The sequence below is a fragment of the Croceivirga sp. ABH4_376 genome (assembly GCF_056160685.1).
Genome location: NZ_JBSWXQ010000002.1, coordinates 75,831 through 94,813 on the forward strand (window position 1 = coordinate 75,831; position 18,983 = coordinate 94,813).

General features: G+C 35.3%; 14 protein-coding genes. 5 read left to right on the plus strand and 9 right to left on the minus strand.

Translation table 11 applies throughout. From position 1 onward, the window contains the following. Positions 1-123: 123 nt before the first annotated feature. From ACXAGS_RS04545 to ACXAGS_RS04570, 6 genes are all read right to left on the minus strand, one after another. Positions 124-2,634, minus strand: a complete 2,511-nt coding sequence (locus ACXAGS_RS04545) for a PIG-L family deacetylase (protein ID WP_474904925.1) — start codon at positions 2,632-2,634, stop codon at positions 124-126. A gap of 74 nt (positions 2,635-2,708) precedes the next feature. Continuing rightward, positions 2,709-3,263: a mechanosensitive ion channel domain-containing protein gene (locus tag ACXAGS_RS04550; protein ID WP_474904927.1), complete on the minus strand. Its 555-nt coding sequence runs from the start codon at positions 3,261-3,263 to the stop codon at positions 2,709-2,711. Next, positions 3,260-4,204 (minus strand): septum formation inhibitor Maf, encoded by a 945-nt coding sequence (locus ACXAGS_RS04555; RefSeq protein WP_474904930.1) that lies wholly within the window; start codon positions 4,202-4,204, stop codon positions 3,260-3,262. The genes ACXAGS_RS04550 and ACXAGS_RS04555 overlap by 4 nt, the downstream gene beginning before the upstream one ends. Positions 4,205-4,239: 35 nt before the next feature. After that, positions 4,240-4,836 carry a Maf family nucleotide pyrophosphatase gene (locus ACXAGS_RS04560; RefSeq protein WP_474904932.1) on the minus strand — a complete coding sequence of 199 codons (597 nt, stop codon included), beginning with the start codon at positions 4,834-4,836 and terminating at the stop codon, positions 4,240-4,242. Further along, positions 4,829-5,356, minus strand: a complete 528-nt coding sequence (locus ACXAGS_RS04565) for a KdsC family phosphatase (protein WP_474904934.1) — start codon at positions 5,354-5,356, stop codon at positions 4,829-4,831. The genes ACXAGS_RS04560 and ACXAGS_RS04565 overlap by 8 nt, the downstream gene beginning before the upstream one ends. Next, the gene (locus tag ACXAGS_RS04570) at positions 5,340-6,098 is read right to left on the minus strand and encodes a Rossmann-like and DUF2520 domain-containing protein (RefSeq protein WP_474904936.1); all 759 of its coding nucleotides are present in this window, start codon (positions 6,096-6,098) and stop codon (positions 5,340-5,342) included. Before ACXAGS_RS04570 ends, ACXAGS_RS04565 begins: the two co-directional genes overlap by 17 nt. Positions 6,099-6,232: 134 nt before the next feature. On the opposite strand from ACXAGS_RS04570, the gene ACXAGS_RS04575 reads away from it, so the two are divergent. Next, positions 6,233-9,424 carry a cytochrome c biogenesis protein gene (locus ACXAGS_RS04575; protein WP_474904938.1) on the plus strand — a complete coding sequence of 1,064 codons (3,192 nt, stop codon included), beginning with the start codon at positions 6,233-6,235 and terminating at the stop codon, positions 9,422-9,424. A gap of 44 nt (positions 9,425-9,468) precedes the next feature. Continuing rightward, complete coding sequence (locus ACXAGS_RS04580; RefSeq protein WP_474904940.1) at positions 9,469-10,020, plus strand: hypothetical protein; 552 nt, start codon at positions 9,469-9,471, stop codon at positions 10,018-10,020. 3 nt (positions 10,021-10,023) lie between these two features. Here the strand turns inward: ACXAGS_RS04580 and ACXAGS_RS04585 are convergent, their stop codons facing one another. Then, a complete protein-coding gene (locus ACXAGS_RS04585; RefSeq protein WP_474904941.1) occupies positions 10,024-11,307 on the minus strand; it encodes a M14 family metallopeptidase in 1,284 nt (427 codons plus the stop codon). Positions 11,308-11,479: 172 nt separating this feature from the next. Here ACXAGS_RS04585 and ACXAGS_RS04590 point away from each other — a divergent pair, with 172 nt between their 5' ends. The 3 genes from ACXAGS_RS04590 to bshB1 are packed head-to-tail and all read left to right on the plus strand — an operon-like array spanning position 11,480 to position 14,821. Further along, complete coding sequence (locus ACXAGS_RS04590) at positions 11,480-12,889, plus strand: MATE family efflux transporter (protein WP_474904943.1); 1,410 nt, start codon at positions 11,480-11,482, stop codon at positions 12,887-12,889. Positions 12,890-12,927: 38 nt separating this feature from the next. After that, positions 12,928-14,097 (plus strand): trans-sulfuration enzyme family protein, encoded by a 1,170-nt coding sequence (locus ACXAGS_RS04595; RefSeq protein ID WP_474904945.1) that lies wholly within the window; start codon positions 12,928-12,930, stop codon positions 14,095-14,097. Position 14,098: 1 nt separating this feature from the next. Further along, the gene (gene bshB1 / locus ACXAGS_RS04600) at positions 14,099-14,821 is read left to right on the plus strand and encodes a bacillithiol biosynthesis deacetylase BshB1 (RefSeq protein WP_474904948.1); all 723 of its coding nucleotides are present in this window, start codon (positions 14,099-14,101) and stop codon (positions 14,819-14,821) included. Here the strand turns inward: bshB1 and ACXAGS_RS04605 are convergent. Both ACXAGS_RS04605 and ACXAGS_RS04610 read right to left on the minus strand, forming a co-directional pair. Then, a complete protein-coding gene (locus ACXAGS_RS04605) occupies positions 14,818-16,911 on the minus strand; it encodes a tetratricopeptide repeat-containing sensor histidine kinase (RefSeq protein WP_474904950.1) in 2,094 nt (697 codons plus the stop codon). The two genes, bshB1 and ACXAGS_RS04605, sit on opposite strands and share 4 nt — an antisense overlap. A 130-nt stretch (positions 16,912-17,041) precedes the next feature. Then, complete coding sequence (locus ACXAGS_RS04610) at positions 17,042-18,946, minus strand: hypothetical protein (RefSeq protein WP_474904951.1); 1,905 nt, start codon at positions 18,944-18,946, stop codon at positions 17,042-17,044. Positions 18,947-18,983: the final 37 nt, after the last annotated feature.

The window sequence follows — 18,983 nt, forward strand, 5'->3', positions numbered from 1 at the left end:
AATTAGTTGTTAGCGTTCATTAAATACACAAAATATAGAATATAAACTAAATTAAGTACCAGTACCAGCGTGTACTCTTTTTTCCAAACGTACTTGTTTTTTTGTTCTAGATTCTCTTTCATGTTACTCCTTACCTTTGCCTAAAGATAGCATATTAGCAAACAACTTATAAGCGCCTGGAACACCTGCCGGTAATTCCCTAAAGAAGCTTAATCCTGTATACACGTAATATCCCTCACCGTATTTGGCCACCAATAGACTGCCCTTGGTAAGTGCTTCACCTTTATCATTCATCCCTAAAATAGGAGTAAATTCTTTGCTCCATTCGTTTGGAAAATAAAGTCCTCTTTCTTGTATCCAATTATTAAAATCTGCTTGCAGAATTTTATTTGGTTTGTTGAGGACGGGATGTCCAGGATTTAAAAAACGAACCGCCGCATTTTCATCGGTAACACGGTCCCTAGATATGGTTATGGGGTAGGGGGCAATATTTTCAAATTGAGAAGCCCATCTATTAGCAGTGTTATATTGAACGATCATGGTACCCCCGTTGGCCACATAGTCTAGTAGAATACCTTGTTTAAATTTAAGGTCGTTTAAAACATTGTACGCACGTATGCCCATTACAATACCATCAAACTGTGCCAAGTCTGAAGCATTTTCAATTTTTTCCAATGCTAGGATACTTACATTGTATCCTATTTGAGACAGGCTTTGCGGTACGTTGTCTCCTGCACCCACTATATAACCTATATTTTCGCCTTCTTTTTTAATATCTAAGCGTACAACCTTACTTTGAGCGGGCAGTAAAACAGATTGCTTTGGAATATGGTCGTAGTCTATTTCTGTAAGGCTTTGATTATAGGTTTGCCCATTTACCGTAAGGACAGGGGTTAATTCTCCAAAACTTTCATTTATGGTAGGCGTAACCGTAAATTGGAGGCTAACGGCTTCACCCTTTAGTTCAATTGTAAAGTCTTGAGCAGGGCTAACAAGCCAGCCTTTAGGTGCGTCTAATGCGATAGTACCTTTTAGATTGTCTTTACCCGCTTTGATTAAAACACTAACTTCTTGAGGGTTTTGGTCAGCAAACAATATTACTTCGTTTTTAAAAGATGCCGTAGCAACAGGCAAGACAACAAAGGGCTCGTATTGCTCTCCTTTATCCGGTTTAGAAAAATGATATACTACTGGTTTTTCAATGGTTAAATCTGTACCATTAATAGATAGCTTAAAGTATGCTTTTAAGGCGGTTGGTGTTTCCGGCTTACCAATTAATTCTTGGTCCTTAACCTTATACATACCAAGACTCCCTTTGTTTAGCAGCCAATAAGGTGCGGTATACTTAGAAGTTTTAGGTATGGAAACCTCTATTTCAAAAGTTTTTTTCTGATTATTATCTAACGAAATACTGGTGTTTAGATTGGCCAAATTTTGATTTAGGGAAATAGCATTCAACTTTGCGTTAATTGAACTTCTATTTACAGCTTCTAGAAAAACTTTTACCGTACTACCTGGGCTAGCAGCACCTTGTTGTGTTCCTGCTTCTAAATAAATGCCAGAACATGCCAAGATTATATTTTCTAACTCTTTAAGTTTACGTTCTCTCCAGAAATCGTCTTTCACCTTTTTTAATAGTTTATGTGCCTCTAAAAGTTCTGGAATGTGCACACTAGGGTTGGTAAAATTAAAATCTGCTTCTACCTTGTTTAAAATTTCACCAATGGCCTTACCACCTTCAATTCTTGTCCATGTGGTATTAATTCCTTCAAAAATGTCTTTGTTGCTTTTAGGTTTAGAACCCTTTAAAAATTCAACATATTCCGTTTCTGAACCTCTAGAGCCCATTTGGCCAAAACCTTGGCAAAGGTGTTGACTGCGAGAAGCGGCAGCTATTTCATTATTGCTAAGACCCAACTCAGGATAAAATACGCCAATATCCATTGAAATAAGATTACTTTTATCGGCCTCTTCAAATTTTTCCCTAGAACCATAAAACCACCAAGATGTATTAAAAAACAATCGTTTTGGCGTCCATGGTTGGGTATAGCTTAGTTGTTCCGGGTATTTAGTATTGTCTTTGGCAAGGTCAAAAGCCGCTACACTTAACATAGCAGAGCCGGTATGGTGACCGTGTGTAGAACCAGGTGTTCTATGGTCAAAACGGTTAATGATTACATCTGGTCTTAATTTTCTAATGGTCCAAACTACATCTGCCAATACTTCTTCTTTGTTCCAGATATCAAAAGTTTCGTCTGGATGCTTAGAGAAACCAAAATCTACCGCCCTAGTAAAACGTTGATAGCCCCCGTCTACGTTTCTAGCGGCTAATAATTCTTGGGTACGTAATACGCCCAATAATTCTTTAAACTCAGTTCCTATAAGGTTTTGACCGCCGTCTCCTCTGGTAACGGATAAATAGGTGGTGTGTGCTTTTACTTCATTAGCTAAATAGGAAATTAACCTGGTATTTTCATCATCTGGATGCGCGGCAACAAAGAGCACATTACCTAGAAAATTAAGCTTTTGAATTTCGTTATGTATTTCTGATGAGGATAACTTTTTGGGCTGCTGTGCCTTAAATGTAACAGTAGACAATACCAAACAGCAGAAAAATAGCTTGTATAATTGCATTTTGGGTTGGTTTGTTAATTTCAAATATAGGGACATCCTAGGCAGGGATTAAGCTTTTAGAGTTTCTTTAACACCTAAAAATGCTGTTCTAAATCCTCGTCTGTGGCAACTTGTTTTTGTATTAAAACCACACCCTTTTGAAGAATTAAATTATTAGGGTATGTTAGCAATTCTCCAGTGTCTTCTTTTATAAGAATCATGCTAAAAGCTTGTATATCTGCAATAATAGCTTCTTCTGGAAAATCTTTATCCTGTATTCTTATGCGGTCCCCAATTTTATATGGAAAATAAAAAAATAAAATTATGCCGGCAGTTACATTGCTTAAAATAGACCAGTTGGCAAACAAGGCAACACCCAACACAGCAAATGCGGATGAAATTAAAAACCCAACTTCTTTAAAATTAACGCCCCAAATTAGGATTAAGGCCACTATTAAAATAACAAACAGTCCAAAACTAACATACCGCATTACCAAACGGGTACGCATTTGGTTAATATCACTGATTAATCCAATACGCTTAACGGTTTTTAAGGTTAAAAATCTAATGATACCAAATAATAATAAGGCTATAAACGAGCCTAATAGCTCGTTTTTATAAGTTGAAATGATTGTTTCAAGATTTATCATAGACCTAGACTGTCTCTTAAGCTTGTATAGTTATTGGAATTTTGTTTCCAATACGGGGTTTTTAATTGTTCTATCATAGTTGCCTTAGAAGTCATTTTACGGGCATTTTTACCAAAACCGCTAAGGTAGGTTTCTTCCCACCCTCTAATTTCATGAGGAAAATTAGAGTTGAAACTAATGCTTAATTCCCTTTCATTATCAATATACTTTATGGTATAGATACTTACCCCATCTTGCTCATTTAAGCTAGCTTTTGCTCGCATCGCTTTCACTTCTTTATGTTTTAACCTAAAGTACTCCAAAGAAGGTAATATTTCTATATTTCCCAAGGGTAGACTTTCAGGGTTTATTCTAATAATAGTCCAAATTTCGTTTTCTAAATGTGTTTTAGATAAGACTAGTTGTTGGTCTGCCTCGCTTTCAAAATAACTATGGCTTAATACTTCAAAATCAGCTCTATTGTTTAATTGTGCGTAGACTTGCCCACACCATTCTTGTGCGGAAAAACTACTTTTTAACGCATGTTGGTTATTATAAACAGGGTAAAAGGTGCTACTCATAATAGAATAAGGGTAAATTCCTGTTAGATAATTTTTGGTGGCATTTAGTTTTAAAACCGGAATATTATCTGGGTTGCTATTATCTGCCTTTACTTGCTTGCCTTCCAAAAAAGGCTCTGTTACATAAATCAGCACAGCATTACCCTCCCTAATTTCACCATATCTGGCTTGCTCAAGTTTATAACTGCTAATTTCCGCATTACCCGCATACCAATAGGCCTTAAAGTCTTTAGAAAGCGGTTGTTTAGGTAATAGCTCTTTCTTTTCTGGTTTTGCAGTGGTAGCGTTTGTATGGATCGCTTTTTTGTCTTCCGAACATTGAATCAAGCATAATCCAATAAAAAAGGTAGTGCCTGTTTTAAGAGTATTCCAAATTTTCATAGCCTATATTTTAAAACAAAAATAGTGGCAGGTAGCTATTCTACCATGTCCATTAACGTTTTATAAACTAGATGAGTAGGTAAGCCAACCACATTGTTGTAACTGCCCTTAATTTCTTCAATGGCAATAGCACCTATCCATTCTTGAATGCCATAGGCACCAGCTTTGTCAAAAGGGGTATATTTTTCAATGTAAAAATTTATTTCCTCTGGTGTTAGGGATTTTAATTTAACTTCGGTATTGGCATGTACTATTACCTGCTTTTGGAGAGTAGTAAAACAGACCGAAGTAATTACACTGTGCCATTTACCCGATAATTTTTGTAACATTTCAATAGCCTCTGCTTTATCTGCGGCTTTAGCTAAAGAAGTTCCATTGCACCAAACCACCGTATCCGAAGTGAGCAGAATTTCATTTTGTGCTAAGTTGGTAAAAGGTGTGGCTTTTAGTTTAGCTAGATAATCGGCAATGGCGGCACCCTCCAATTGATCTGGATACACTTCTTCTACAGACTTTATGGAAATGCGAAAAGGAATACCTAGCTCTTCTAAGAATTTTTTTCGCCGAGGCGAGCCGGAGGCAAGAATTACGGTATTGTTTTTTAATTTCTCTGCTAATGGATTCTTAATCATTCTCCGCACTAAAATTTAGATTCCAATCTCCCCTAACTTTTAACACCTGTTCTATAATATCCCTTGCGCAACCTTCGCCACCTTTTTTATGCGAAACATAATCACAAATAGCTTTTACCTCTGCTACTGCATCTTGCGGGCAGGTTGCCAACTGTACCATTTTCATTGGCGGAATATCCGGTAAATCGTCTCCCATGTATAAGATGTTTTCTTTTTTTAGCCCATAAACATCCAAAAATTCTTCCATTGGTTCCTCTTTATGGTGGGCTCCCATATAAAAAGTGGTAATGCCAAGACCTTGCAATCTTTCTTTAACACCTGCATTGGTACCACCGGTAATAATGCATATCTGGTATCCTTTATTAACTGCCGTTTTTAATGCTAACCCATCTTTTACGTTCATTTTGCGTAATAGCTCTCCAGAGGTAGTAATGGTTACCGTTCCGTCTGTTAATACGCCATCTACATCAAAAACAAATGTGGTAATATCTTTAAGGTATTCTTTATAATTTTTTTTCATAGGTATGTATAATACTCTCGCTTAATAATTGATATATTTTTTTGTGCAAGGGGTTTTCTAACTGGTCTAAGTGAGATTGTATGGTTAGGACATCTTTTCTTTTTGCAGGGCCCGTTTGCGCTTCTCTTGGACTAATGTGTTTAATTTTTTCTACGGTCTCGGTAATCAACGGATGTAAAATAGCAAATGGTACTTGGTTTTCTTGGCAAATAGAATTGGCTAAAGTAAATAAATGATTACTGAAATTATTAACTAAAACAGCCGCCAAGTGAATGGTTTTTCGTTGTTCAGAAGAGATTTTATAAACTTGATTAGAAAGTTTACCGGCAAGCTCTAAAAGTATTTCTTCTGTTTTCTCATTATTACCTTCTATACAAAACGGAATGCTAGAAAAGTCTATTTTTTTACCCTTTGTAAAACTTTGTAAGGGATAGAAAACTCCACTATGGTTTGTTTTTATATCTGATAAAGGCGCTGCACCAGAAGTATGGGCAACTATTCCATTTTTTCCAAGCAATAAGTTGCTTACCGTCTTAATGGCATCATCCTTAACGGCTATTAAATAGACGTCTGCATCTAAAATTTGTTCTGGGTTATTGGTTACTGTTGTTTTCTTAAAATAGTCAAGGGCCTTTGGGTTTCTACCATACACTTGCTTAAGCTTAACAGTGTCTAGCGCTGTTAATGCTGTATAAAGATGCTGGGCAACATTGCCCGTGCCAAGTAGAATTATAGAAAGCATGCTCAAAATTACAAATATAATATGGCAACATTATAACATATGTTAACACATATTCGGGGTTATTTTATGCTAAACACCACCAAATAGAATGAGTAAAACACCGTATTTTTGCAAGCCAAAGAACAAACCATAATATGTTAGATACTTTAAAACAAACGCTCTTTTCTACAAGATTAATGGCCGTGTTATTTTTACTTTTTGCCGCGGCAATGGGTATAGGTACTTTTGTGGAGAGCATGTACAGCACGGAAACGGCAAGAATCTACATATATAATGCTACTTGGTTTGAGGCTATCATGGTGTTTTTTGTCATCAATTTTACAGGTAATATTTTTAGATATAGACTATTGACTTGGAAAAAATGGCCCGTTCTTATTTTGCATCTTTCTTGGATTCTAATAATTGTTGGCGCTTTTGTTACCCGTTACATAAGTTTTGAGGGGATGATGCTTATTAGGGAAGGTGAATCTGAAAATGTATTTTATTCCGATAAAACCTATTTAACCGCTTTTGTAGATGGTGAAATAAATGGGGAAACCAAGCGTAAAATTCTTGAAGACGATATTTTGGTCACTCCAGAAGGCAAAAGAAGTAGCTTGCCTTGGAAAGGAGATTTCAACGGTACGCCCTTTACCATTAGTTATGCTGGTTTTATAGATGGAGCCAAAAAGGGATTGGTACCAGACCCAAACGGCAAAAATTATCTAAAAATTGTTGAAGCGGGTGATGGGCAACGCCATGAACATTATTTAGAAGATGGCAAAATTGCAAGTATTCATAATGTTTTATTTGCATTGAATAAAGAAACAAATGGGGCCATTAATATCTTCTATGATGGAGAAAAATATGGCATAAAAGCCCCTTTCGAGGGTGATTTTATGCGTATGGCAGACCAATTTAAAGGTGCAGTTGCAAAAGATAGTTTACAACAACTTCAATTGCGTTCTCTTTATAATATGGCCGGTATGCAATTTGTTATCCCAGAGCCTATGGTAAAAGGTAGTTACGGAATAGTAGAACTACCAGAAAACGAAGTTACTAAGGAGTCTCAAGACGCGCTAATATTAGATGTTACAGTAAATGGTGAAACCGTTGAGAAGAAGATTTTAGGAGGAAAGGGGAGTGTGCCTTTTACCGATAAATTTACGGTAGGAGGTCTTGGTTTTATGCTCAAATATGGCTCTAAAGAACACACTTTACCATTTAATGTAAAGTTAAATGATTTTATTGCCGAAAAGTACCCAGGTACGGTTAATAGCTACAAATCTTTTATGAGTAAGGTAACTATAGAAGATGAACGCCCTTTTGATTATGATATTTACATGAACCATATTTTGGACCATCAAGGTTATCGGTTTTTTCAGTCCAGTTTTATGCCAGATGAAAAGGGTTCCGTGCTAAGTGTAAATCATGATCAATGGGGAACATGGATTACGTATATAGGATACTTTTTGCTATATATTGGATTAATGGGTATTATGTTTTTTGGTAAATCTAGATTTAGGGACCTTACGGCTAGTTTGGAAAAGTTAAGCAATAAACGAAAAGGATTGGCCTCGATAATTCTATTTTTAATGGCCACCTCTACTTTTGCCCAACAAGCAGAAAGCCATGAAGGGCATAATCAATTACCAACGGCTGCCCAAGTAGACTCCGTAATAGCTGCAACTACCGTTTCTGAGGAACACGCAGATAAATTTGGAGCGCTGGTAATTCAAGATGAAGGAGGGCGAATGAAACCCTTACATACATTTACGTCTGAGTTGTTAAGAAAATTAAGTGGTAAGGATAAATATAATGGATTAAACTCGGATCAGGTTTTTATTTCGATGATGTTAAATCCTTCGGCTTGGTATAATGTAGAATTTATTAATCTAGGTGAAATACAAAACGATAGTATAAGGGAAATAATAGGAGTTCCCCCCACTCAGAAAAGAGTAAAGGCAACAGACTTTTTTGATGCTACGGGAATGTACAAACTTAGGCCATATCTAGAAGAAGCCACTTCTACCACCAATCCAAATAAATTTCAGAAAGACTTTACTAAAGCCCATGAACGTTTTGGATTGCTCAACACGGCATTAAGTGGTCAAATTTTAAAGATTTTTCCGTTGTTGAATGATGAAAATAACAAGTGGATATCTACCATTGAATTTAGGTCTGGCCAACATCAAGTTCAAGATTCGCTTTATGCCAATTTTATGCAAAATTCCGTCCCTTATTACTTGAATAGTGTACAAGCAGCTATTAAAACGGGAGATTACAGCACTGCCGATCGGTTGCTAGATGCTTTTAAGCAAAATCAGGAAAATCATGGGTCAGAGGTTTTACCTTCTAACGAGAAAATAAAGACAGAGATTCTATATAACAAGCTAGATATATTTAATAGACTTTATAAGTACTATGCCCTAATTGGTATTTTTTACTTTTTGGTATTAATATTTAGAATTTTTAAAGAAAGGGAAATATGGAAAGCTGCCTCTTATTTATTTAAAGGGGTACTTATTATTTTCTTTTTATGGCACACAGCAGGTCTTGTTCTTAGATGGTATATTTCTGGTCACGCACCTTGGAGCGATGCTTATGAAAGTATTCTTTACGTTTCTTGGGCAACCATGGGAATGGGTCTTTTACTAGGGTTGCGCAAAAGTGAACTTACCTTGGCCTCCAGTGCTTTTGTAACATCTATGTTACTATGGATCGCGCACCAAAGCTGGGTAGATCCGGCAATTGCTAATCTCCAACCAGTATTAGACAGTTATTGGTTAATGATTCACGTTGCGGTTATAGTAGGTAGTTATGGACCGTTAACCGTAGGTATGATTTTAGGGGTTACGGCCATGATTCTTATTTTGCTTACCACCAAAAAGAACCATAAGCGGATGGAGCATAACCTTAAGGAATTAACTGTGATTAACGAACTTTCCTTAACGGTAGGTTTGGTAATGTTAACTATTGGTAACTTTTTAGGTGGCCAATGGGCCAACGAAAGTTGGGGTAGGTATTGGGGTTGGGATCCAAAAGAAACTTGGGCGTTAATTTCAATTATGATTTATGCTTTTGTGCTACATATGCGTTTGGTGCCGGGTCTTAGAGGTAAGTGGGTTTTTAACTTCTTTAGTGTTCTAGCCTTTGCCAGTATTATGATGACCTATTTTGGAGTAAATTTTTACTTAGTTGGCCTACATAGTTATGCCAGCGGAGACCAAGTTATTACACCGTCTTTTGTTTGGTATTCGGTATTGGGAGTTTTTATTCTAGGAGGCCTTAGTTATTGGAAGCATAAAAAGTACTACAACAAAAACAAGACAATAGCTTCCTTGTAAATAAGAACCGTTTTTATTAGAGATTTTCTTTTTACTTTTCAAGTATGAAGAAAATGCTAAACGCTAACACCTTACTTAGTTTAACCGCCATGATGGTTAGTGTATTGACTTTGGTAATATTTATTTACCAAACCAGTTTAATGCGTAAGCAAAACTACTTGTCAATATTACCTTATGTACAATTTGCAGAACGTAACCATCCCAATAGTAAGGTTTACGAATTAAGTTTAAAAAACCATGGTGTTGGTCCGGCAATTTTAGAAAGCGTGCACATGATCTATCATGGTGAAGTAGAGAATCTAACAAGCTATGATAATGAGTTGTTGTCTTACCTAAAGCGAAAACAACCAGCCTTAGATAGTTTAGCAAATTATACCTATGCCACCTTGGACCCTGGTATTGCCATACCTGCAAACGAAGTGTACACGTTCTTAAAAGTAGAGGGTAGTGAAAAGGATTGTAAGCTTATAGCCAAAACCATTGAAAGTTTATTGCAAGATGGCTTGGAGTATAAACTTATCTATAAATCTATCCAAGACGAACGCTGGCTAATTAGAAGTAATAGCGCTACCGATAGTCCAGAAAAATTAAATTAGTAATTAAGGATATTTTGCTAACAAGAGTTGCATTAGTTCTTCTGCCGCCACTTTGCCTTTTTCTTTTAAAAATGGTCTTGGAGTATTATCCCCCAATTCAAAAACAATGGCCGGCATTTCATGTTTTACATAAAAATAAGTTCTAGAAACCATGGTAGGATCAATACTTGTAGAAGGTTTAACGTTGGTTTGTTTTTGAGGTAAGCGATTGGAAATATTCTGTATCCAATCAAAAACAATCTTTCCCTTTTCTCCTGTAACGGTAGTATCTAATGGATAATAAATATCATCCCAAGTAGAATGAAAGTCAGCTCCAAAAACAAAATCATAACCTTCTTGGCTTTTTTGCTCTAAAAAGGTTTTAACCGCTCTAGTTTCTGGCTGGTTAAAGTTTTGCCAATCCCTATTCAAATCTATTCCCCCCATATTGTGTCGCCAATGACCGTTGTCAACTCCATCAGGATTCATTAAAGGAACCGAAAAAATGGTGAACTTCTGCCTAAACTTCTTTGCAAGTTCAGAAGGTCCATTAATCGTTTCCGTAAATGATTTCATGGCTAAAAAACCAGTCACCTCTGGTGGGTGCTGCCTAGAAATAATCATCAAGGCTTTTTTACTATTACCTTCATTTGTGGTTAATAATTGTAAGCCTCTTTTCTCCGTACTATAGCCAATTATTTTAGAGGTATTAAAAGGTAGTTGTGCAAGGCTATCTACCCATTGTTGTATCCTTTTAGAAGTGTACAGCTCTTGTGCGCTTACCCATGTTGTGTCTGGGCTAGATGTAAGTTTTATTTCTATTTGTTCTGGAGCAGCTTTTATACCAAAATCTCCTTTGCCTGGATTAATTTCTTTGTAAAAGAGACTATCTAAGGGTTTAAAATTTAAGCCATCCGTACTTATTTTAGGGTAATACCGGCTTCTTATATCTTGATAGGTAAACTTTATATTTATATCCTTTTGGGATTTACTCCAAACCTTAAAGGCATACCACGGACTTACATTGATGGGTGTATTTTCTGCGGTTATCCAAAGGGTATAATGGTCATCCCCATCATGTACAATTCCATTTAATCGTCCTCCATCAAAATTATTATCAAAAAAAACGGTACTATCGTTTAAGGCCCATGTTCCTTTCCATTGTTTTTGTACGGGTTTACTATTGGTGGGTACTACAGGAGATTTACCTTGACCTTGATAGCCTTTGTTCACGGTTTGGGTAACCGGTGCGGAATTTTTGCAAGAAACTATAAAAATGAAGAGGATAAATAGCTTTAAATAATTCATTTTAAGGATTTAATCAGTGGATTTAAGTTGCGAATTAAAAAAAAATGCATCTTTGTAGCATCATGAAGTTATAGAAATTATACAATCCGTAATAATTCAGATGTAAATACTTACAATGCGCAATTGTATTGGTATGCATTTACACATTCTTTTATCTTAAAATCTATAACACGTGAGATCTTCAAAAAACAATATACTTTATTCATTTTTTAAAACCTTTTTATCCGCTATTTCTGGTAAGGAATCAGATTTTACCAACGGCAGTATTAAAAGGGCCATCTTTTTATTAGCAATTCCTATGATTTTGGAAATGATGATGGAAAGTATTTTTGCTATTGTAGACATAGCTTATGTTTCAAAAGTAAGTGTTAATGCGGTAGCGACTATTGGTTTAACGGAATCTGTAATAACGCTAATTTATGCTCTAGCCATTGGTCTAAGCATGGCAGCTACTGCAATTGTTGCCAGAAGGGTAGGGGAGCAAAATATAGATGCCGCTAAAAAATCCGCAGCTCAGGCCATTTTCTTAGGTATGGCTATTGCAATTATGTTAGGAGTAGTTGGTTATTATTTTAATCAAGATATTCTTAGGTTAATGGGCGCAGAACCAGAAGTAATTGCCGAAGGAGCTGGCTATACCAAGTGGCTCTTAACGGGTAACATTACCATAATGCTCTTATTTCTTATTAACGCAATTTTTAGAGGTGCTGGTGATGCAAGTATGGCCATGTGGACCTTGGTTTTATCCAACGGTTTAAATATTTTATTAGACCCCATTTTTATATTTGGATGGGGCCCAATTCCAGAATATGGCGTAACCGGTGCGGCAATTGCTACCAACATTGGTAGGGGTAGTGCGGTGCTTTTTCAACTAGTAATTTTATTCTTTGGATGGGGCAAGATAAAATTGGCAATAACTGATTTGAGGGTAAATCTTAAGTTAATGTTCAGTTTAGTAAAAGTTTCACTTGGTGGTATAGCTCAGTTTTTAATTGGTACCACTAGTTGGGTTTTTTTAATGCGTCTCATGTCAGAATTTGGTAGCGAGGTCTTAGCAGGTTATACTATTGCTATACGGGTAATGATGTTCACATTAATGCCATCTTGGGGTATGAGCAATGCCGCGGCAACTTTAGTAGGGCAGAATTTAGGTGCTAAAAAAGCAGAAAGAGCAGAGCGTTCGGTTTGGATTACCGGAAAATATAATGCCATTTTTATGGGATTGGTTTCTTTGGTATATCTATTTTTTTCAGAAATCATTTTAAAATGGTTTAATACCAATCCGGTAGTTGTAGAAAACGGCTCACTTTGTTTAAAAATTATGGCGGCGGGTTATGTTTTTTATGCCTACGGCATGGTTATGACACAAGCGTTTAATGGTGCAGGCGATACCCAGACCCCAACTAGAATAAACTTGATTGCTTTTTGGTTTTTTCAATTGCCTTTAGCGTATGCTTTGGCTTTATGGTTAGGTTTTGGACCAGTTGGTGTTTTTATGGCAATAACCATAGCAGAGGTACTTTTGGTAATTTTAGCTTTTTATTGGTTTAAGAAAGGTACCTGGAAAACAGTTCAAGTGTAAAGCTTTTTGTAATTTTAAGCTTCTTTTAATTATTGAAAATGGATACAAATAAAATAGGTTTAAATACCATTTGCACGCACATTGGCGAAGTTAAGGATGAACAGTTTAAGGGAGCGGTTTCTCCCATTTACATGAGTTCTTCCTATGAATATGAAGATGTGGAGGTTAAGCGGTATCCTAGATATTATAATACTCCTAACCAAGCAGCATTAGGAGAAAAAATAGCTTTGTTAGAACATACAGAAGCTGCTATGATTTTTGGTAGCGGTATGGCTGCTATTAGCCATGCATTAATGGCTTTTTTAAAAGCAGGAGACCATATTGTTTTGCAACAAACGCTTTATGGCGGCACCTATAATTTTGCCGTTACACAATTTGAAAAATATGGTATTTCTTATTCGTTTACAACAGGTTGGAAACCAGAAGACTTTGCAAAGGAAATACAGGAAAACACAAAAGTAATCTATATAGAAACTCCATCTAACCCATTATTGACCGTAACAGATATTGAAGCAGTGGCTAAACTAGCTAAAAGTAAGGGTATTGTGAGTATGATTGATAATACGTTTGCCAGTCCGGTTAATCAAAACCCGGTGGATTTTGGTATCGATATTGTGTTGCATAGCGCAACAAAATATATGGGTGGTCACTCAGATATTTGTGCGGGCGCTGTTGCTGCATCTAAAGAGCACATAGAAAAAATTTGGCAGGCATCTATATGTTTTGGCGGTAGTTTAAGTGATCAAACGGTCTGGTTATTAGAACGTAGTCTAAAAACTATGGGTTTAAGGGTAAAAGAACAGAACAAAAATGCTTTGGTATTGGCATCTAAATTAGAAAAACATGATGCTGTAGAGCGGGTCTACTACCCAGGTTTAGAATCACATCCAGATTATGAATTGGCCAAAAAGCAAATGAAAGGTTTTGGGGGAATGTTGTCCTTTGAATTATTAGAATCCATAGATGCAACAGCTTTCCTAAAAGCCTTACAATTGATAAAACCGTCAATGAGTTTGGCCGGTGTTGAAAGTACTATGTTGTTACCCACCAAAACATCACACTCGCTCATGAGTGCCGAAGATAGAAAGGCACAGGGTATAAAGGATAATTTAATACGCTTTAGTGTTGGTATTGAAGAACATGAAGATATTCTTGCAGATATAAACCAAGCCATATCAACAGTAACAAATAACCAAGTTTTAGCATAGCATGAAGTTAGATATATTGGTTTTTGGTGCGCATCCTGACGATGCCGAGTTAGGGGCAGGTGCAACCATTGCAAAAGAAATTTCATTAGGCAAAAAAGTTGGAATTATGGATTTAACCCGCGGTGAATTGGGTACCAGGGGAACTGCTGAAATAAGAGACAAAGAAGCTGCAGATGCAGCTAAAATATTGGGTGTTGCCGTTCGAGAAAATCTAGAGTTTGCTGATGGTTTTTTTGTTAACGATAAAAAACATCAATTAGCAGTAATTAAAATGATAAGGAAATACCAGCCAGAGATTATTTTATGTAACGCTATAGATGATAGGCACATAGATCATGGCAAAGGAGCTTCCTTAGTTAGTGATGCGGCATTCTTAAGTGGCTTGGTAAAGATTGAAACAAAACTAGATAGCAGTAATGAGAATCAAGCTCCATGGCGGCCAAAACTAGTTTATCATTATATACAATGGAAAAATTTGGTTCCGGATTTTGTAGTAGATGTTACCGGTTTTATGGATAAAAAGAATGAAGCCATAAAAGCATATGCTTCGCAGTTTTATGACCCTAATAGTGATGAGCCAGAAACACCCATTAGTAGTACTAATTTTCTTGAAAGTGTAACCTATAGGGCAAGAGACCTAGGTAGGCTAATTGGTGTTGATTACGCAGAGGGGTTTACGGTAGAACGTTTTGTAGCAGTAGACTCTTTAAGTAATTTAATCTAGCTAGCTTTTTTAAGGTTTTCAGATAGTTTAGGCACTGTAAAATGGAAAGTGGATCCTTTTTGTGGGGCACTTTCTACCCAAATTTTGCCATTGTTTTTCTCTATCATTTCTTTACACAAGGAAAGACCAAGTCCGGTACCTTTTTCATTATTGGTACCATAGGTGGTAAAATTGGTATTTGGTTTAAAAATTTTCTCTTTGGTGGCATTATCCATACCAACTCCCGTATCCTTAATTTTTATTTGAACATGATTTAGACTTTCCTCAGACTCCAAGGTGATTAAACCGTTATTTGGCGTAAACTTAATTGCATTGCTAATAAGGTTTCTTAACACTAAATCTATTTGATTTTCATCTATAAATGCATTACTTGCTTTTGCAATGTCATTAATTATTTTAATGTCTTTAGCTGCAGCCATTTCATCTAAAAAGTCCAAGTTGTTTTCTGCCAACTTATAAATGTTTGTAGTGGTGGGTCTTGTATTACCTCCATTTAATTGAGTTCTTCCCCAAGAAAGAATGTTGTTAAGGGTAAATAAAACATGATCTACATCTGTTTTTGCTTTTCTTATAAATCTATTGGCTTCTTGTTGCCCTAAATCACCAGAGATAATCATTTCTAATAATCCCTGCAGAGCTCCAATAGGACCTCGTAAATCGTGACCTACAATAGAAAATAATTTATCCTTGGTGGTGTTAGAACTTTCTAATTCTTTTTCTCTTTCAGTTAAACTAGCAGCTTGTATTTTTAGCTCTTTATAGAGTTTTTTAAGTTTTTTCTGATTTAGGTATAATGGAATTGCGGCTGCTATTAATATAATAAGAACCAAAAGCGCTAAGGTGATAAGATTTTGTTGCTTGGCTAATTTTTTTTCGTTTTCTAAGATTAATTCTTTTTTCTGCTGGTCATATTTTAATTGTGTTTTAAAGAGTTTTAAACTTTTGGTGTTAGACTCTTTAGCCAAGGTATCTGATAATGAAGTAAAGATTTCATGATAACAAAGCGCTCTTTTGAAATCTTCTTTTTCTTTAAAAATTTTATAGAGGGTTTCCGCACAGTCTATTTGACCTTCTTTAGACTGGATATCTTTGGCAATATCAAGTCCCTTAAGGGCATAATCCGTAGCCAAACTATCAGAACCCGTTCCCATATATGCCAAGGAAAGATTGTTGTAAAGCGCTATTTCTCCCCGCTTATCATCTAAATTGTTGTTATAAAGAAGTTTACTTTGATCTAACCAATACAGCGCCCATTTCTCTTTTCCTTCTTTTAAGTAAATTTCTCCTTTTACGCTATAGGAATAAGCTAACCAATCATATACTTCTTCTTGCTCAAAAGTGTTAATACTTTGGTTAATATGAAACATTGCTTGTTTGGTATCTCCAATTTCTGTGTAAATAGAAGCAAGATTACTTAAGGTTTGCGCGGTAACTACGGGATTGTTCAGTTTTTTGTTTATTTCTGTTACTTCTTTATAAAAATCTAATGCAATGTCATATTCTTGTTGGGAAGCATAGAGGTGCGCTATATTTTCATTTACAACGGAAAGAATATCATTGTCCTCACTTTTTTTAGCAAAGTCTAGCCCTTTTAGATAGTTCATTAAAGATTTTTCGTAATCCCCGCCGTATTGGTATTGCGATGCGAGTCTATTTAAAGCGCCAGCTATTAATTTGTTATCATCCAAATTATAGGCTATATCCAGTGCTTTATTCAGGTTTTCAATGGCTTTAGGAAAAGAACCCATATCTGAATAATATACACCATAGTTGAAATAGACATTATAATTGCCTTTTGGATGATCGGCATGTACTAAAAGTTTCTGAGCCTTTCTGGTTAAATTATATAAGCTGTCAACATTATAATATCTATACTCTTTGGCTAGCGCTAATACAGCATCTATGTATGCGGTATTTTCACTATTATCTAAACCTTTATTTCTAAAATTTTTGATTTTAAGTGATAGACTGTCCTTAGTACTTTGGTCTAAATTGGAAATACCCAAAGCATATTGCCCACTTAACAATACTATCAAGAGTTGTATTACCAAAAATTTGGCGTAGTGATTAGGGGCTTTTTTTTGTTTCAATTGTAGGTCTATAAATTCAGATACAAATCTATTTTACTTATACCAGTATTAAAAAGAATTGTTGTGAACTTGAAATATTTGTGTGTTTTAACCGCTAATAGTGGTATTTAATCGATGTAATATAGAATGATTAAGCGATGGAAAATTTTAACCTTAGCTGTTTAATTTTGGCTTTTTGATGATAATCTATAAATATTTCTCCGTTGTTCTTGGTAGTTAAATCTCCTGTAATGTTTAAGTCTAAATTACGAATTTTTTGATTTATTACTTTTTCTTGGTGATGATTTTGGATTAGGTTTTTTAGATAAAAATTTAGCGTTAGTTTATTGGCTTGTGCTATTTGTTCTATTATTAGCTTTTGGTTTGTGGTAGCATCTTCAGTAAAAATTTTTAAAATATTTTTAAAAACAAGGGTAAGATGTTTCTTATTTGCTTTCAGTGTTATTTTATCTGCCAATGCCTTAAATTCAAAAGAAATACTTTCTGGTAGCTTGCTGTATTCTTCTAATATTTCTGATAAAAAGTTGGTTATTTCTACCCTGTCCTTATTGCCTTGATTGTTCTCTAAATTAGATTTTGCCCAATGTAACAATGTGGTAAGCTCGGTTTCGCTTTTATTAAGGTTTTGTTTTAAGTTAAAGATGGTTTTTTCCAGTTCTTCTGCGTTTAGTTTATCCATTTTTGTATTGGATAAAAACACCTTAAGGTTTTCTATAGGTGACTCAAGGTTTTTACCAATTTTTGAAAATACTTCCGCTTTTTGCGTATTCTGTACTACTAGATTCTCCTGTTGTTTTAATTGGGCCAAAATCCGATTATAGAATAGTACACCAACACCAATTATAATTATTAAGAGGAAGAATGACGCTATCCTTACGTATTGATTTTGGGACGCTATTCTTTCATTCTCTAGTTTAATTAATTCTTCTTGTCTTTTTAAATCTAAATTGGTTTTAATTAATCCTAGCCTTACAATCCTTCGATTATAATCTAATATATTACTTAGTTTTTCTGCTTCTAGTTTGTGTTCTAGGGCTTTTGCTGTAGCATTATTTTTCAAAGCAATTTCAAATTTTGTATGCAAAGATTCTATGATGCCGGTGGTGTCTTTTAATTGAAATGCTAGTTTTTGCGTAGAATCGGCATAAAAGGTTGCGCAAGCTAAATCGCCACGTTTTAAATTGATTTTGCTAAGTAGATTTCCAACTAATACCCAATCATATGGATTAACGATTAATTTTAAAATACTATCAGATTTAAATGTAAAAAAAGCAGCGCTGTCTAATTTTTTAGTCTTAAGGTAATAGTTTCCAAGGCTCCTGTAACTTCTACTAGACCATAATGGATCATCATCTTTTAAAAATTGTTTTAAACTTTGATATGCATAAGATTTTGCTTTGATATAATTATCAATTTTTAAAGCATTTAAAGACATATTTGATTTTGTCATGGCGGCTTTGGATAGGTTACCACTACTTAGGTGTAAACTATCGGCAATTTTATACTGCTCATCCGCCTCGGCATACATACCTATACCTGTATACATAAAACCAAGGTTATGTCTTATGGTTGCTTCTTCTTCTATAAAACTTTGTTTTTTACATATATTAATAGCATGGTAAGATAGTTCCAATGCTTTTTCTTGGTTACCAGAAATAATAGATTGTATGGCAAAGGTTTTATAAAATTCAACCTTTACGGCATCATCTTTTTCTTGTTTAATAAGCTCATTAATACGGTTGTAATACTGAGCGGCATTTTCATTGTCGCCAATATCGGTATAATATCCCGCAATACCGTTTAAGGCTAGTAACTCTCCTTTTTTATAGTTGAGTTTTTTACTGATTCCCAACGCCTTTTGAGCATAAATAAGGACACTGTCTGGTTGTCTAAAACGGTATTTTTTAGAAACAGAAAGCAATAAATCTACATAAGGTTCATCCCTTAAACCGCTACTATCTTGGGCACTAAGTATTGGGGCAAAAAGAAGAAAAATATAAAAGATTGCAAATTTTAGTAAAATACTGGGATTCATCAATTGAAATAAATACTTACTTAAAATTAGCATATTT

Coding starts and splice junctions, on each gene's coding strand:
- ACXAGS_RS04545 (WP_474904925.1), bottom strand. CDS start 2,634: ATGCAATTATACAAGCTATTTTTCTGCTGTTTGGTATTGTCTACTGTT.
- ACXAGS_RS04550 (WP_474904927.1), bottom strand. CDS start 3,263: ATGATAAATCTTGAAACAATCATTTCAACTTATAAAAACGAGCTATTA.
- ACXAGS_RS04555 (WP_474904930.1), bottom strand. CDS start 4,204: ATGAAAATTTGGAATACTCTTAAAACAGGCACTACCTTTTTTATTGGA.
- ACXAGS_RS04560 (WP_474904932.1), bottom strand. CDS start 4,836: ATGATTAAGAATCCATTAGCAGAGAAATTAAAAAACAATACCGTAATT.
- ACXAGS_RS04565 (WP_474904934.1), bottom strand. CDS start 5,356: ATGAAAAAAAATTATAAAGAATACCTTAAAGATATTACCACATTTGTT.
- ACXAGS_RS04570 (WP_474904936.1), bottom strand. CDS start 6,098: ATGCTTTCTATAATTCTACTTGGCACGGGCAATGTTGCCCAGCATCTT.
- ACXAGS_RS04575 (WP_474904938.1), top strand. CDS start 6,233: ATGTTAGATACTTTAAAACAAACGCTCTTTTCTACAAGATTAATGGCC.
- ACXAGS_RS04580 (WP_474904940.1), top strand. CDS start 9,469: ATGAAGAAAATGCTAAACGCTAACACCTTACTTAGTTTAACCGCCATG.
- ACXAGS_RS04585 (WP_474904941.1), bottom strand. CDS start 11,307: ATGAATTATTTAAAGCTATTTATCCTCTTCATTTTTATAGTTTCTTGC.
- ACXAGS_RS04595 (WP_474904945.1), top strand. CDS start 12,928: ATGGATACAAATAAAATAGGTTTAAATACCATTTGCACGCACATTGGC.
- bshB1 (WP_474904948.1), top strand. CDS start 14,099: ATGAAGTTAGATATATTGGTTTTTGGTGCGCATCCTGACGATGCCGAG.
- ACXAGS_RS04610 (WP_474904951.1), bottom strand. CDS start 18,946: ATGAATCCCAGTATTTTACTAAAATTTGCAATCTTTTATATTTTTCTT.